Here is a 15,777-nt window from a genome sequence, read left to right as displayed (position 1 = left end):
CTGAAACTTCCTCACTATTTCCGGTACATTGCCGGACCATGGACGCAGACGTCATCGTCGTCGGGGCCGGACTGGCCGGGCTGGCCGCCGCCCACGAGCTCACCAAGGCCGGCAAGCGGGTCGCCCTCGTCGATCAGGAGAACGCGGCCAACCTCGGCGGCCAGGCGTTCTGGTCGTTCGGGGGACTGTTCCTGGTCGACACCCCCGAGCAGCGCCGGATGCGCGTCGCCGACTCGTTCGACCTGGCCTGGAGCGACTGGCAGGGCAGCGCCGGCTTCGACCGGCTCGACGACCAGGACTCGTGGGGCTACAAGTGGGCCCGCTCCTACGTCGAGTTCGCGGCCGGGGAGAAGCGCGCCTGGCTGTCCTCGCTCGGCCTGAGCTGGCTGCCGACCGTGGGCTGGGCCGAGCGCGGCAGCTTGCGCGCCGACGGCCACGGCAACTCGGTACCCCGCTTCCACGTCACCTGGGGCACCGGCACCGGCGTGGTCGCGCCGTTCGTCCGCTCGGTCGAGGAGGCCGCCGCCCGGGGACTCGTGACCTTCCACTATCGCCACCGGGTCGACGAGGTCGTCGTGGAGAACGGGACAGTTTCCGGCGTACGGGGAAAGGTCCTCGCTCCTTCCGACGGGTCACGCGGCGAACCGTCCAACCGCGAGGAGACCGGCGATTTCGAGTTGACGGCGCAGGCCGTGATCGTGGCGTCGGGCGGTATCGGCGGCGACCACGAACTGGTGCGGAAATACTGGCCGGAACGGCTCGGCACGGCGCCTGCCAGCATGATCACCGGCGTTCCCGCGTATGTCGACGGTCGCATGTTGCAGATCTCGGCCGACGCCGGGGCGCGGCTCGTCAACCGGGACCGCATGTGGCATTACACCGAGGGCATTCAGAACTGGAATCCGATCTGGCCCGGTCACGGCATTCGCATTCTGCCCGGGCCGTCGTCGATGTGGTTCGACGCTCTCGGCCGGCGGCTGCCCGCCCCGTGCCTGCCCGGTTACGACACCATGAGCACGCTGCAGCATCTGCGCACGACGCCGGACATCGCCGGCTACGACCATTCCTGGTTCATTCTCACGCAACGGATCATCGAGAAGGAGTTCGCGCTTTCCGGCTCCGAGCAGAACCCCGACATCACCTCGGGGGACAAACGCGCCTTCCTCAAGGAACGCGTTCTCGGAAAGGGCGCGCCGGCCCCGGTCGAGGCGTTCAAGCGTAAGGGCGCCGATTTCGTGGTCGCCTCCCACCTCGACGATCTCGTCGCCGGAATGAACAAGCTCATCGATCAGCCGCTGCTCGACGCGGCCCGGATCCGCACCCAGATCGAGGCGCGGGACCGGCAGATGGCCAACCCGTTCGCGAAGGATGCCCAGGTGCAGGGCATCCGCAATTCCCGGCGCTATCTCGGCGACCGGATCGGCCGCACCGCGACGCCGCACCGCATTCTCGACCCGGCCGCGGGCCCGCTGATCGGCATCAAGCTGCACATCCTGACCCGCAAGACGCTGGGTGGCATCCAGACCGATCTCGATTCGCGCGCGCTCGCCTCCGACGGCAGTCCGATTCCCGGCCTGTACGCGGCGGGCGAGGTGGCCGGCTTCGGGGGCGGGGGCGTCCACGGCTACAACGCGCTCGAGGGAACCTTCCTCGGCGGCTGCCTGTTCAGCGGCCGAGCGGCCGGCCGCCACCTGGCCAAGTCCCTCTGACGCCGATTGCTCGGCCGCGCCCGCGCCCGCTCCCGCTCGGCCGCGCCCGCTCGGCCGCTCCCGCTCGGCCGCTCCCGCTCGGCCGCTCCCGCTCGGCCGCGCCCGCTCGGCCGCGCCCGCTCCCGCTCGGCCGCGGCCCGCTCTCACTCGGCCGTTCTCGCGCGGCCGGCTAGGAGCGGTCAGGGCAGCGACCAGCGCTGACTGGCCGAGCCCGAGCACTCCGTGACCGTCACACCCGTCCCGGAGGTGCGCCCTCCGGACGGGTCGGTCAGGCATCCGGCGTTCGCCGAGTTGATGAGCAGCTGGCCCACCGCACGCCATTGCGCCGGCGTCCGGCCGTCGCACGTCACGATCTCGACCGAGTTGTCGCCGACCAGCAGGGCGCACTTGCCCATCACCCGCAGCGTGCCGTCGGTGGCCAGCGTCCACGTCTGCGCGACCGTGCTGTTGCAGTCGTACACCTGCACGTGGTTGCCGTCCGTGGGAACCGCGCCGTTCAGGTCGAGGCACAACGAGTTCTGGCCGCGGATCACGCCCGTCCGGTCGGCGGTCGGCGGCTGCGGCGCCACGAGCCGGGGATCGGACGTGGGTGCCGGCTTGTTGCTGTCGCTGGTCGGGCCCGGGTCGAGCGAGATCGGCTCACCCGCGGTCGGGCTGCCGGGCAGCGGGGCGAGCGGTGACGTCGAGCCGCTGGTGGGTGTGGCCGGCGAACTCGAGGTCGCGCCGGTCGCGGTGCCACCGGGCCGCTGCTCGGTCTGCGAATCCCCGATCGAGCTGGACGAGGCCGCGTTGCTGGGTGACACGGGCGCGGTCGCCGCCGGCAGCGGACCGCCGGGCAGAGCCGGGGCCACCGAGGGCCGGACGTCGGAGCCGAGCGCCGCATAACCGGCCGCCGCCGCTCCGAGCACCACGACAGCGGCGGCAGCGCCCAGCACGATCAACCGGCGGTGTCCGTTGCCCGCGGACGAGGGCCTGGCCTTGCCCGCGGCGTGCCGGCGCCGGAACGGCAGGTGCATGATCACGGTCGGCGCATCGGCCCCGTCGTGAGCGGGAAGCCCCGTCGTCTCGCCGGTGGCCGTCGCGGGCCAGGTCTGGGTCGAGTCGTCGACATCGGACGCCCCGGAATCGCGCAGCACGAACGGCCGGACGAGCAGAGGATCCTGCTCACCGTTCTGGTCACCGTCGGTCACGCTTCACCCGCCGCCTTCGAGCCCGCCGCCATCGAGTCTGCACAGACGATCGGCCGCCCAACATACCCGGGATGATCGACGTCCGCCTCCCCCTGAAGATCCGACTATCCGCCCGTCGTGGCCGTTCACGCCAAGAACACGCACGTCAGGCCGGGTTGGTGACAGTTCGGTCGGTAGCAACGTTCCTGCTCCGAATCGGGAAACCTTGATGATCTCCGGCGAACCTACCTTTCTGAGAATCCGGCGCGGCCCACGCCACCGGCTGATCACGAAAGGCGGCCCATGTCGCTTCCGTCCCGCCTGCTCGCCGCCGGCGTCGCCGGCCTGGTCATGGCCGGCGCGCTCGTCGTCCCGAGCCCGGCCACGGCCGCCCCGGCCGCCGTCGAAGCATCCGCGACCGTCGCCCGGACGAGCCCCCTCGAACGCCGCCGCGTGGACTCGGTGCCGACGCCGAAACTGGGCTGGTACTCGTGCTACCAGTGGGCGCAGTGCGCGACCGCCCAGGTGCCGCTCGACTACGACCGCCCGTACGGCGCGAAGGTGACGCTCGCCCTCCTGCGGGTCAAGGCCCGGGACCAGAAGCACAAGACCGGCAGCCTCTTCGTCAACCCGGGCGGTCCCGGCGCCTCGGGCGTCTCGCTCGCGCTGGCCGCGCCCTACTTCCTGAGCGACGAGCTGCTCGACCGTTTCGACATCGTCGGGATGGACCCGCGCGGCATCGGCTTCAGCGACCCGGTCAACTGTTTCGGCGACCCCGGCCGCCAGCAGCCCGTTCTGGACAAGCTCAACACCGGTTTCCCGTACGGGTCCACGGAGGAGAAGGCGTTCCTGAAAGCCACCGCCAAGCAGGGCAAGGCCTGTTCGCACGGTGGCCGCGAGCTGGCCGGCGCGATGTCGACGGCCGAGGTCGCGCGGGACATGGACGTCATGCGCCGGGCGGTCGGCGACAGCAAGCTGACCTACCTCGGTTTCAGCTACGGAACCGCGCTCGGGCAGTACTACGCCAACATGTTCCCCGACCGTTTCCGCGCCATCGCCGTGGACGGCGTGATCGACCCGCGCGCGTGGGTCGGCAGCCGCGCCACCGGCAACCAGGTGCAGGACGACCGCCTGCGCTCGGCCGACGGCGCGTGGAAGGCGCTGCAGGAGATCCTGCGTCGCTGCAACGCGGCCGGCCCGGCGAAGTGCGAGTTCTCGGGCCAGGGGCTGCGCCGCTTCCGCACCATCGCCAACCGTCTCAAGGCCAGGCCGGTACGCATCGGCGGCCAGAAGATCACCTACGCGGCGTTCGTCAGCATGGCGCTGAGCTCGCTCTACGACGTCGAGGCGGGCGCCGAGGTCACCGAGATGGCGGCCGCGATGTGGCGGCTCACCACGCCCGGCGCCAAGGTGGCCGCGGCCGCGGAGGCGATCGTCCTGCGCGCCCACCAGCGCAGCATCGGGCGCTCCTTCCCCTACGACAACTCGTACGACGCGTACACCGCAGTCATGTGCACCGACGGCCGCCACCCCCGCACGGGGGCCGACTGGGTGAAGGCCGGTGCCAAGGCCGACCAGCGCGCCCCGTACTTCGGCCGCGCCTGGGCCTGGGCGAGCGCCCCCTGCGCCCGTGACACGTGGACGGTGCGCGACGAGGACGCCTACATGGGACCGTTCGACCGCAGGACCAAGAACCCCGTCCTGGTCGTCGGCAGCCTGTGGGACCCGGCCACGAACTACGTCGACGCGGTGAAGTCGTCGCGCCTGATCCCGAACAGCCGCCTGCTCTCCAGCGCCAACTGGGGCCACACCGCCTACGGCACCTCGCCCTGCGCGACCGTCGCCATGGACCGATACCTGCTCACGCGCACCCTGCCCGCCCAGGGCCGGATGTGTGTCGGCGACTACCAGCCCTTCCGCACCAAGCTCAGCGACAACACCGGCGAGACCAGCGAGGACGCCTTCGACCTGAACAACGCCACACCGGCCGAGATCGCCGCTCACGGCCTCCCTGCCGACAACGCCCCGAAGGTCCTGCCGCCCGTCCGCTGACCCCACACCACGACGCCTCGCTCACCACGACGTCCCGCTCACCACGACGCCTCGCTCACCACGACGTCCCGCTCACCGGTTCCGGCCGGTTGACGGGGCGTCGTTCGTGCGGCGGCCACCCGGCCGGTTGCGACGGCCGGGTGGCGGGTGCTGTCATCGTTTCCAGAACGCCTTACGCTCGGGCCCGCCCGTCTGCGCGTCGCCCGTCTGTGCGCCGCTCGTCTGTGCGCCGCTCGTCTGTGCGCCGCCCGTTGACGGGGTGGCTCCCGCGCCGGGCGAAGCGGCGCCGCCGGCGAAGGCGGTCAGCACGTCGATCGCGATCGTCCAGCGGTCGTCGACCGACGCGTTCGAGCGGAGCTCGGTGACCAGCTCTTTCAGCGGTCCGAACGCCTCGTCGACGGTCGCGCCGACCAGGACCTCGAGTCGGCTGGCCAAGTCGTCCAGCAGATCGCGGCGCTCCCAGCCGGGCCGGTCGGCCGCGTCGCGCAACCGCTGGGCCTCGGTCGCGGCCAGGGCCCGCACCTCGTCGAGCGGCAGCTCGCCCCCGAACGACGCCCGGCCCTTGGACCGCGCCATTGCCGGTGCACCGAGCACCCCACTTCGCCGAGCCCGGGCGGCGCCGCCGGGTGCGGGCGGGGCAGCACTGCCGAATCCGCCACCGGCCCCACCGGCTGCGAAACCGGCGTCCGGCGCGAGGGATTCCGGGGCCGCGAACGACGCGAAGTGGGCCGGCGCGGCCGCCGGCGGGGCGGCCCCGGCCAGGCGCATCATGGCGGGGGCGACGTCGCCCGGTGCCTCCCAGCCGTCGGGCATCTCGATCGGCTGGGTCACGCGACGGGTCTCGCCGCCCTCGTTCACGACGCGGCTGTCGACCGCCACAAAGGCGGTGAAGCGGCACAGCACGCCGTAGCGCAGCGAGACGGCCACGATCCGCTTCTCGAGGCCGCGGTCGCCGGCCGCGTACGCGTCCTCCAGATCGCGCAGCCGGGCCCGCGCCCACTGGGCCGCGACGGCGGGCTCGATGCGCCGCTGCACCGCGACCGTCGTGCGGAACTCCTGGTCGTCGCGGGTGCGCCCGGTGACCACGAGCTCGCCCTCGGGCTGCCCCGTGTAGCGTCCGCTGACCACCAGCGGCACGCCCGGGTAGAGGCCCGGCAGCCGGGCCGGCGACCGGTCGTCGTCGACCAGGGCCAGTCCCGTCGCGGTGATCTGCAGACCGGTGACGACCGGGGCGCCGATCCGGCGGTGGATGTGCTCCATGGCCTCGTCGAGGCGGTCTTCGCTCTCGACCAGCTCGGCCCGGCCGGCGCCGAGCGCGGCGAGCCGGCCCAGGAAGCCGGCGTTGACCGCGCGGTCGATGCCGATCGTGTGGATGCGGGTCGTGCCGATCAGCGGCGTGACGTCGCGGACGATCTGATCCTCGTTGCCGACCTGCCCGTCGGTTACCAGCACGAGCACCCGGTCGCGGCCCTCGCTCGCCCGCAGCAGCCCGAGGCCCTCGGTGAGCGGGGCCAGCAGCTCGGTGCCGCCGCGGGCGTCCGCCTGGGCCAGGTGCTCGACCGCCCGGAAGCGATGCCGGTCGGTCGCCTCGGCCAGCCCCGCGGGCAGGTCGGCGGGGTGCCCGACCTCGTGGTCGAAGGTGAGGACGGCGAACCGGTCGGCGGCGGTCAGCGTGTCGACGACCCGGGCCGCGGCCCGCCGGGCGGCCACCATCTTCCAGCCGCCCATGCTGCCCGAACGGTCGAGCAGCAGCACGACGTCTTTCGGCCGGGCCGCGGTGGCGTCGGCGGGGGGCAGCACGACGAGCTGGAAGACGCCCTCGGGCTCTTCCGCGGTCTCGTCGGGCACGGCGATCGCGGTCTGACCGCCACCGGCATAGGGCAGGCGCAGGATGAAGTCGCGGTTGGCCTTCTCGCCGGGCCCGATCGACAGCACCCCTTCGCGGTCGGAGACGGTGTGCAGGCTCGACCGCACCTGGCCCAGCTCGAGCCCGGCCGGGTCGATCTCGACCGTGAGGCCGAGCCGCAACGGGTTGGGGAAACCGGGCAGCAGCACCGGGGGAGTGATGCGCGACGCGTCCGGCACGGCGTCGGTGTCGGGCACCCACCCGTCGCCGACCGACGCGCCGGGCAGGGGCGTGCCGGGGATGTAACGCGGGGCCACCACCAGCGGGAACCGGAACGTGGCCTCCCCGTCCTCGAAGGGCAGCGGCCCGACCAGGCTCAGCTCGATCACGACCCGCTCGCCGGGGACGACGTTGCCGACCCGCATCGTGAAGACGTCGGGCCGCTCCTCCTCGGCGATCGACGCGCGCTGACCGGCCGCGATCGCCCGGTCGTAGGCCTCCCGGGCGGCCCCGCGCTCCTGCAGCTCGGCCGTGACCGTGCGGTCGTCGGCGGTCATCGTCATGCCGGTGACCGCGGCCCGGTCGGGCAACGGGAAGATGTAGGTCGCCTCGAGCGCGTCGTCGTGCACGTTGACGAACTCGGTGGTGACGACCGTGTGCGCGACCAGCCCACTGATGCGGGCCCGCACGTCGAGGCGGTCGAGCGGCAGGGCGCCGCGATCGGTGCGCAGCATGCCGAAGCCCGCGTCGGGCAGGATCCGGACGCGGCTGATCTCCGCGGGATCCATCGGGGTGACGGAGATGCTCATGACGGACTCCCATGGGTCGAGCCCTCGGCCGTGGTCAGGCCTCGGGCGGTGAGCAGATCGAGCAGGGGTCGGGCGGCCTCGGCGATGGCGTCGAGGTCGCGGTCGGACAGGGCATGCGGGACGAGCAGCAGAACTCCGCCGCCCAGGTCGGCCCCGCCGAACGAGCGAGCGTGGGCCGTCGCGCCGGCCGCGACGACGGGCGGATCGGCGGGGAACACGAAGTCACCGGGCCGGAGGTCGACCGGGTCGACCTCGGAAACCGGCTCCTCGTGCGGCGTATGCGCGGCAGAGGGTTGGGCGACGGAGGGCTGGGCGACGGAGGGCTGGGCGGCGGAGGGCTGGGCGGCGGAGGGCTGGGCGGCGGAGGGCTGGGCGGCGGAGGGCTGGGCGGCGGAGGGCTGGGCGGCGGAGGGCTGGGCGGCCCAGAAGTGGGGACGGGTCGCGGCCGCGTCGGGGGTGCTCTGCTCAACCGGTCGCAACAGCTCTGGCGGGACCTGAGCGATCTCGGCCAGCTCGGCGGGCGAGGCCCCCGTCAGCTTCTCCTGAATGGTGGCCAGGCTGAGGTCGGCCGCCTGGAGACGCTTGACCGCGACGAGTTGCTGCAGGTGGCGCGGGCCGTAGAGCGCCGTGCGGCCGCGCATGCCGAGCGGCTTGTCGACCAGGCCGATCGTCGAATACCACCGGATCGCCCGCCGATCGGGCACGTCACGCACGCGGCCGTTCGGTGCGCCGGCATATTCCCCTTCGAGGGCCTGGCGCACCTTTTCCACGAGCTGGTCGAGCGTCCACATGCCGATGACTATGACACTGTCACCATGACACTGTCAATTGCGCTATGGTCTCGGCATGCGCCTCGTGAGCCTGTCCCACGTGAACGACCCCGCCACCACCAACGTCTATCCGGGCGACCCGCCGTTCGAGCTCGAGACCGTCGCCACGATCGAGAAAGACGGCTACTACCTGCGGTTCGTCCGTCAGGGCGAGCACACCGGCACCCACTGGGGCGCGCCCGGCCACTTCAACCAGGGCGAGCCGCTGGCCGACGAGCTCGACCTGGCCGATCTGCATCTGAGCGCGGTCAAGATCGACGTGCGGGAGCGCTGTGCCCGCGACCCCGGCTACGCGGTGACCATCGCCGACGTCGAGGCCTGGGAACGCACGCACGGGCGCATCCCCGACGAGTCGATGGTGATCATCTGGACCGGGTGGGACGCCAAGTGGGGCACGGCCGAGTTCACCGGTGCGGGTGCCGACGGGGCGCCCCGCCATCCGGGTTTCGCCGTCGAGACCGCACGCTGGCTGATCGACACCGGCCGCCTCGGCCGCCGCGGCGGCACGGGCACCGACGCGTTCAGTCCCGACGTCGGCGCCGACGCCACGTTCACCGTCTCCCACCTGGTCTATCGGCGCCACCGCATCAGTCTCGAGATCCTGGCCAATCTGGAGGCGCTGCCCGAGACCGGCGCCCACATCCTCTGCGGGGGCCAGATCAACCGGGCCGGCTCCGGTTCCTCCGCCCTGATCTACGGCCTGCTGCCGTGACCAGCCGAGCGAGACCCGGGTGCGGTGGCCCGGGGAGAGGCGGGTGCGGCGGCCGGCGGAGATGCGGATGCGGCGGCCGGGGGAGACGCGGATACGGCGCCGCCGGGCTGGAGGATTCCGTTGGCCGTGAGGCGATAGGGGGCATAGCGCCGTTCAGTCTCGTCCGGCTCGTCGTGCGAGACCACCGCGACGATGCGGGGATACCGTGCCAGCCGCTTGAACTGCGACAACGGCACCACCAGGGCCCGGTGCGCGTCGAGCCCGACCAGCCGCACGTGCCAGCCGTGCACGGGCGTCGGCTCGATCGCGGTCGGCGTCGTCCACCCGGCGAGCGTCGAGCCGTCGCTGAGCGTCCGCCCGGCGAGCCCGATCGTCCCGATCCGCCAGCCCCCCTTCGAGTTCTGCCCGTCGGTCACATAGCGCAGACCAAGGAGCACAGACTTTCCCGCGTACGCCTTGAGGGGATAGCTCGCCGTCACGACGGTCCCGCTGGTTCCGGTCAGGCCCGGTCCGAGCGGCCCGGGTCTCGTCCGGTCACCGGTGACGGAGTGAAACGTCTTCCCGCCGTTGATCGAGATCATCACGTATGCCCAGTCGTAGCCCTCCTCGGCCGCATACGAGGTCTCCAGCGACAGCACCGGCTCGCCGGCCGGAACGGTCACCGGCCGGACGGCGTACGCGTCGAGATTGTCGCGGTTGCCGGAGAAGAGGGTGCCCGCGGCGACCGTCCACCCGAGGTCGCGCGGGTGCAGTGTGGCCGACCCGCGGAAGGAGATCGACTTCAAGGGCGTCGGCAGTGGCACGTAGTCGGCACCGTTCGGCGCCGCGCCCGGGGAGTCGTAGGCCGCCTGGTTGGCCGGATTGATCGTCGAGCGCAGGCTCGCCGCGGTCACCCGGGCCGCGTCGATGCCGTCGACCGCCCCGCCCGGCTCGCCCGCCACCCCGTCCACGAGGGTCATCAGCTGGTAGTCGTGCAGGACGTCGTAGAGGGCCACCCCGGTCGGCAGGGCCGCCTGCACCGCCGCCAGCCCCTGCCGCAGCCCGTCGCGGTGCAGCATCGAGATGACCCCGATCCCGAAGCGGTCACGCAGATAGAGCAGGAACTGATAGACGTTGCCGTAATCGGCCAGCACGTCGCTCGGCGTGCCCTCGTCCCACAGGTTCAGAGAGTTCTGCGGGCCGCCGCAGTCACGCGGGGCCACGTTGTATCTCGTCTTCACCGGGCCCCAGCCCTGGAAGCACATCAGATGCGTGTCGTTGGCCGGGTCGTTCACCGTGGCCCGTCCGTCCACATAGCCGGTCAGCGTCTGCGCGAAGTCGGCCATGCCCTCGTTGAGCCAGGTCGTCTCGTTCGGGTCGGTGTAGTAGCCGAGCAGGTGCTGCCACTCGTGGGCGAAGGTCGCCTCGTACATGCGGGGCCGCGCCGGCCGGCTGGTGCACAGGTCGTCCGCGGGGTCGTCGGCCGGGTCGGCGCCGAGGCGGTGCTTCCAGTCGTACGCGTCGATCGTCATCACGTTGCGGTCGAAGAGCTCGTTGAGCTGCTGGGAGAAGAAGCCGGCGACGTAGGTGACCGCTTTCGGGAACGTGTAGTAGTTGGCGTCGCGGATGTTGTCGATCAGGGTGACCGTCTTGTTGCCGTCGCCGGTGAAGTCGCCGTCCATCGTCGCTGCGGCGCCGGTGCGCTCGGGCGGGACGCCGAAGACGGCGGTCTCCTTCGGATAGATCGTGCCGTCGAACTCCCGCACCAGGTCGGCGACGTTGGCCGCGGTGATCTCGACCGAGTTCTTGCGGCAGTCGGTGGCCGGGAACGCCAGATCCTGCGCGACCCACACCTCGATGTGCTTGCCGACCGCCTTGAGCGTGTAGTTCTTGCGATAGAGATTCCCGGTCGTGTCGTCCAGCCCGACCCATTCGCGCACGGTCCCCACCGCCGGGGTCGGCCCGGCCGCCGCGCGTCCCCGCGGCCGTTCGCGCATCCACGAGCGCGGCACCGCCAGGTGTCTCCGGGTGAGTGAGCGCGCGTCGGAGGAGGGTGCCGCTGAGCGCGCGTCGGAGGAGGGTGCCGCTGAGCGCGCGTCGGAGGAGGGTGCCGCTGAGCGCGCGTCGGAGGAGGGTGCCGCTGAGCGCGCGTAGGAGGAGGGTGCCGCTGAGCGCGCGTAGGAGGAGGGTGCCGCTGAGCGCGCGTCGGAGGAGGGTGCCGCTGAGCGCGCGTAGAACGAGGGCGCCGCTGAGCGCGCGGCGATCGAGTGGGCTGACGGGCGCGCGTTGATCGGGGCCGTTGCCGGCGAGCGCGCGTCGATCGAGGCCGCTGCCGGCGGGCGCGTGTCGGTGTGGAGCGCTGCCGCGCGCGCGTGAAAACGCGCGTTAGAAGCGGCGGCAGGCTGACCGGTAACGGGAGGGGCGATGACGGCGGCGAGGATGAAAGCCGTGAAAGCAGCAAACCGGGTGCGGCTCATGAAAAGGGACGCTACTCGGCGTGAGCAGCGTCCCGATGCCTATTCGAAGAGCGAGTGGTCACGCCCGCTCTCGGCGCGGCGGCGGGCCCGGCGGCGCAGTTGCACGACGATCATGTCGACCACCGCGACCAGCGCCCACGCCAGCAGCAGCCAGCCCGGCACCGTCCAGCCGGTCCGGAAGAGCAGCACGGCCAGGACGGTGCAGACGACAAAGCCGAACGCGGCCAGGATCAGCCGCAGGTTGAGCGGGCTGTACGGTTCCTCGACCGTGCCGCGGCGGCCGGGTGGCTGGGCACCGATGGGCATGGCCCGCGCGTACCCGGGCCCGGCCGGCCGCAAACCACGGTCAGGAGATCTCGCGCCGCAGCACCCGGACGATGCCGATCATCAGCGGCAACAGCACCCAGACGGCGGCCGAGACCCCGACCCGGGCCCATTCGCCGCCGGTCATGCCGGCCTCGGTCATGGCCGCGGTCGTCGTGTTGATGTCGAGCCACCCGGAGGCGTCCCGCAGGGCCGAGATCGTGCTGCCGAGGATGCCCCACACCATCGGCAGGGCGAGGTACAGCACGATCGCCAGCGGCGAGTTGAGCAGCAGGGCGCCGAACGCCATGCCCATCAGCACGAACAGGATCTGCATGGCCATGCCCTGCCAGATCAGCGAGCCGGGGATGTCCCAGCCCCCGTCGCCGCCGAGCGCGCCCGCCAGCAGGTTGCCCGCCGCCGCGATCACCATCATGGCCACCGTCGAGGCGATCGCGATCAGCGTGCCCGCCAGCAGCTTGGCCACGATCACCCGTTCCCGGGCCGGCACCAGCGTGAAGGTGGTGAGCGCGGTGCGCTGCGACCACTCGGCGGTCATCGAGAGGATGCCCAGCACGGGCAGCAGGATGGCCGAGGGCAGCAACGCGAAGCCGAAGAAGCCCGCGAGGTTCTGGTCGGCATCGTCGGCCCAGCCGATCTGGATGGCCGAGGTGCCGGCCGTGGCCAGGGCGATGATGATCAGCAGCCAGAGCCCGGCCCTGGTGTCGGCGAGTTTGCGCAGCTCGACGAGCGTGAGCCGGCCCAGGCCGACCGCCCGGCCGCTCGGGGTGCGTACGGAGGGAAGGGTGTCTTCTTGAAGAACGGCGGTCATCGGACGGCCTCCTTGACGGAATCGCCGGCGGTAAGGGTCAGGAACATCTGCTCGAGGCCACCGGAACCGGCCGGCCGCAGTTCGAGCAGGACGAGCCCGGCGTCAGCGGCGGCCCGCCCGATCACGTCGGACGTGGTCGGCACCACGACGCCCCCGTCGGTCGTCCTGGTGCCGGTCAGGCCGGCCCGCTCGAGCACCATCAGCAGGGCGGCGGGGTCGGCGGCGCGGACGAGCGTGCCGGTCTGGGCCAGCAGTTCGGCCTTGTCACCCTGGGCGACGACCTTGCCGCCGCCGATGACGACCAGCCGGTCGGCGACCGCCTCGACCTCGCGCAGCAGATGGGAGGAGAGCAGTACTGTGCCGCCCCGGTCGGCGTAGTCGCGCAGCAGGCCGCGCATCCAGAAGATGCCCTCCGGGTCGAGGCCGTTGGCCGGCTCGTCCAGGATCAGCACGGCCGGGTCGCCCAGCAGCGCCAGCGCCAGGCCGAGCCGCTGCCGCATGCCCAGCGAATAGGCCCGCACCCGCCGTTTGCCGGCCGTCGCGTTCAGCCCCACCCGGTCGAGCGCCTTGGGCACCGTGGCCGTGTCGATGCCCATGGTGAGGGCGGCCAAGGTCAAGATCTCTTTCCCCGTACGCCCGGAGTGCTGGGCCGAGGCGTCCAGGAGCACGCCCACCTCGCGGCCGGGGTTGCCGAGCCGCCGATAGGGAACGCCGCGCACCGTGGCCGAGCCGGACGTGGGCGCCGACAGGCCGCAGATCATGCGCATGGTGGTCGACTTGCCGGCGCCGTTCGGCCCGAGGAAACCGGTCACCGTGCCGGGTTCGCACGTGAAGGACACGTCGTTGACGGCGTTGTGGTTGCCGTACCTCTTCGTGAGATTTTCGACCGTGATCATGTCATCCAGCCTGCGGCCGCCGGATGGCCCCGCGCTTCCGCCGGAGGTCGGCGCCCCGGAACCTTGGTATGCCCCGGCCACCGACTTTGGTCGGTATCCGGCCCGTCACCGGCGCCCGTAGAGTTCGAGCGTGGGCAAGCTCAGGCAGGAGTACAGGTGGCTGCTGCCCTCCGCGATGGAGGCGGCGCAGCCGGGCCGCCGGTCGACGCGCGACTGGCTGGTCGATGTGCTCGTGTTCGTGATCGGCTTCGGTTTCACCGTCTATGTCACTTACGACCTGCTGCAGCCGGTGCCCAGCTTCGTCCCCGAGCAGGCCGGAAACCCGGGCTGGCTGATCTGGCTCGACTTCGTCTGTGCCACCGTCGCGGCGATCGGGCTGTGGTGGCGGCGCACCCGGCTGATGATCCCGCTGGCGATCTTCTGCGTGGCCATCTCGTCGTTCACCGTCTCGGCCGGTTTCACCCTGCTCATCGTGCTCTTCACCGTGGCCGTGCACCGGCGGTTCCCGGTGCTCGCAGTGTTCTTCCTCGGCATCACCGCCACCAACGGGATCTTCCCGTTCCTGCGCCCCGAGAACGGCCGCCACTACTGGGAGACGGTGGCCTGGGGTTCGCTCTTCCTGACCATCGTCGCCCTGTGGGGCATGGTGATCCGGGCCCGCCGGCAGCTCGTCGCCTCTTACCGTGACCGGGCCGAGCGGGCCGAGGCCGAGCAGCAGTTGCGGGTGGCGCAGGCCCGGTCGGTCGAGCGCAACCGGATCGCCCGCGAGATGCACGATGTGCTCGCCCACCGCATCTCGCTGCTGAGCCTGCACGCGGGCGCGCTCGAGATCAAACCCGACGCCTCGCCCGACGAGGTGACCCGGGCCGCGGGGGTGATCCGGGCCAGCGCCCACCAGGCCTTGCAAGATCTGCGCGAGGTCATCGGGGTGCTGCGTGACGAGCGGGCCGAGGGCGTGCCCGAGCCTCCGCAGCCGACGCTCGGCGCGCTGACCGCGCTGGCCGACGAGTCCCGTTCGGCCGGGGTCAAGGTCAGCCTCGACGTCGCCGTCGAACCGGACGGGGTGCCCGACGGCACCGGCCGCACGGCCTACCGCATCGTGCAGGAGGGCCTGACCAACGCCCGCAAACACGCGCCCGGCACCACCGTGCGGGTCAACGTGGCCGGCTCGGCCGGTGACGGGTTGGTGATCGACATCCGCAACCCGTGGCCGGTCGGCGGGCTCACCGCGACCATCCCCGGCACCGGCACCGGGCTGATCGGCCTGACCGAGCGGGCCGTGCTGGCCGGCGGGCGGCTGAGCCACGGGCGCACGCCGCAGAACGAGTTCGCTCTGACAGCATGGCTGCCATGGCCGACGTGACCGAACCGGGCACCCCCGAGCCGGGCGCGGCGGGCCTGCCGGATCCGGTCCGGGTGCTGATCGTCGACGACGACGCGCTCGTGCGGGCCGGGCTCAGCATGATCCTGTCGGCGGCGCCCGACATCACCGTGGTGGGCGAGGCGGCCGACGGCGCCGAGGTGCCGGGCGCGGTGTCGCAGCATCGGCCGCGCGTGGTGCTGATGGACATCCGGATGCCGCGGGTCGACGGGCTCACCGCCACCGAGACGCTGCGCGCCCGGCCGGACGCGCCCGAGGTGATCGTGCTGACGACGTTCGACGCCGACGAGTTCGTGCTGCGGGCGTTGCGGGCGGGCGCGAGCGGGTTCCTGCTCAAAGACACGCCCCCGGCCGAGATCCAGCGTGCCGTGCGGCGGGTCGCGGCGGGCGAGGCGATGCTGTCGCCCACCGTCACGCGCCGGCTGATCGCGCACGTGGCCGCGCCGGCGCCGCCCTCGCGCACGCGGGCCGCCGACCGGCTCGACCAGCTCAGCGAGCGCGAGCGGGAGGTCGCGCTGGGGCTGGCCCAGGGCCGCTCGAACGCCGAGATCGCCACCGACCTGCACATGTCGATCGCCACGGTCAAGGCCCACGTCTCGCGGCTGCTCATCAAGCTGGAGCTGAACAACCGCGTCCAGGTCGCCATCCTGGTCCACGACGCCGGCCTGGTCTGACCGCGCCGCCGGAAAAATGGCCGGACGGGCCTGTGGACAACGCCGGATCGTCGCCGCGCGGGGCCTACTCTGAGCCGCGTCCCTGGGTGGGCGGGGGAGGCGGCGGCT

12 protein-coding genes are annotated in these 15,777 nt (G+C 72.1%); 5 read left to right on the top strand and 7 right to left on the bottom strand.

The genetic code is table 11. From position 1 onward, the window contains the following. The first annotated feature begins 38 nt into the window (after positions 1-38). Positions 39-1,709: an FAD-binding dehydrogenase gene (locus tag KOI35_RS38305; RefSeq protein ID WP_215793932.1), complete on the top strand. Its 1,671-nt coding sequence runs from the start codon at positions 39-41 to the stop codon at positions 1,707-1,709. A gap of 179 nt (positions 1,710-1,888) precedes the next feature. On the opposite strand, the gene KOI35_RS38300 is transcribed toward KOI35_RS38305, so the two are convergent. After that, positions 1,889-2,899, bottom strand: a complete 1,011-nt coding sequence (locus tag KOI35_RS38300; RefSeq protein WP_215793930.1) for a ricin-type beta-trefoil lectin domain protein — start codon at positions 2,897-2,899, stop codon at positions 1,889-1,891. Positions 2,900-3,181: 282 nt separating this feature from the next. Between KOI35_RS38300 and KOI35_RS38295 the strand changes: the two genes are divergently transcribed. After that, positions 3,182-4,930, top strand: coding sequence for an alpha/beta hydrolase (locus KOI35_RS38295; RefSeq protein ID WP_215793928.1), 1,749 nt, complete (start codon positions 3,182-3,184; stop codon positions 4,928-4,930). 153 nt (positions 4,931-5,083) lie between these two features. Here KOI35_RS38295 and KOI35_RS38290 read toward each other — a convergent pair whose 3' ends face one another. Further along, positions 5,084-7,585 (bottom strand): VIT domain-containing protein, encoded by a 2,502-nt coding sequence (locus KOI35_RS38290; RefSeq protein ID WP_215793926.1) that lies wholly within the window; start codon positions 7,583-7,585, stop codon positions 5,084-5,086. Further along, positions 7,582-8,376: a MerR family transcriptional regulator gene (locus KOI35_RS48005; RefSeq protein WP_246614437.1), complete on the bottom strand. Its 795-nt coding sequence runs from the start codon at positions 8,374-8,376 to the stop codon at positions 7,582-7,584. Before KOI35_RS48005 ends, KOI35_RS38290 begins: the two co-directional genes overlap by 4 nt. 55 nt (positions 8,377-8,431) lie before the next feature. On the opposite strand from KOI35_RS48005, the gene KOI35_RS38280 reads away from it, so the two are divergent. Beyond that, positions 8,432-9,127: a cyclase family protein gene (locus KOI35_RS38280; protein ID WP_215793924.1), complete on the top strand. Its 696-nt coding sequence runs from the start codon at positions 8,432-8,434 to the stop codon at positions 9,125-9,127. Here KOI35_RS38280 and KOI35_RS38275 read toward each other — a convergent pair. The 4 genes from KOI35_RS38275 to KOI35_RS38260 all read right to left on the bottom strand — a co-directional run bounded on the left by KOI35_RS38275 (position 9,109) and on the right by KOI35_RS38260 (position 13,614). After that, positions 9,109-11,046 (bottom strand): immune inhibitor A domain-containing protein, encoded by a 1,938-nt coding sequence (locus KOI35_RS38275; protein WP_308121335.1) that lies wholly within the window; start codon positions 11,044-11,046, stop codon positions 9,109-9,111. The two genes, KOI35_RS38280 and KOI35_RS38275, sit on opposite strands and share 19 nt — an antisense overlap. A gap of 576 nt (positions 11,047-11,622) precedes the next feature. Beyond that, positions 11,623-11,889 (bottom strand): hypothetical protein, encoded by a 267-nt coding sequence (locus KOI35_RS38270; protein ID WP_215793922.1) that lies wholly within the window; start codon positions 11,887-11,889, stop codon positions 11,623-11,625. Positions 11,890-11,929: 40 nt separating this feature from the next. Next, a complete protein-coding gene (locus KOI35_RS38265) occupies positions 11,930-12,718 on the bottom strand; it encodes an ABC transporter permease (protein ID WP_215793919.1) in 789 nt (262 codons plus the stop codon). Next, on the bottom strand, positions 12,715-13,614 hold the full coding sequence (locus KOI35_RS38260) for an ABC transporter ATP-binding protein (RefSeq protein WP_215793917.1): 900 nt from the start codon (positions 13,612-13,614) through the stop codon (positions 12,715-12,717). The genes KOI35_RS38265 and KOI35_RS38260 overlap by 4 nt, the downstream gene beginning before the upstream one ends. A 175-nt stretch (positions 13,615-13,789) precedes the next feature. Between KOI35_RS38260 and KOI35_RS38255 the strand changes: the two genes are divergently transcribed. Next, positions 13,790-14,977, top strand: a complete 1,188-nt coding sequence (locus KOI35_RS38255; protein ID WP_215794071.1) for an ATP-binding protein — start codon at positions 13,790-13,792, stop codon at positions 14,975-14,977. Beyond that, positions 14,956-15,669 (top strand): response regulator, encoded by a 714-nt coding sequence (locus tag KOI35_RS38250; RefSeq protein ID WP_215793914.1) that lies wholly within the window; start codon positions 14,956-14,958, stop codon positions 15,667-15,669. The genes KOI35_RS38255 and KOI35_RS38250 overlap by 22 nt, the downstream gene beginning before the upstream one ends. Positions 15,670-15,777: the final 108 nt, after the last annotated feature.

This window comes from Paractinoplanes bogorensis (assembly GCF_018829635.1).
GTDB lineage: Bacteria > Actinomycetota > Actinomycetes > Mycobacteriales > Micromonosporaceae > Actinoplanes > Actinoplanes bogorensis.
This window is presented reverse-complemented; position numbering and strand designations above follow the sequence as displayed.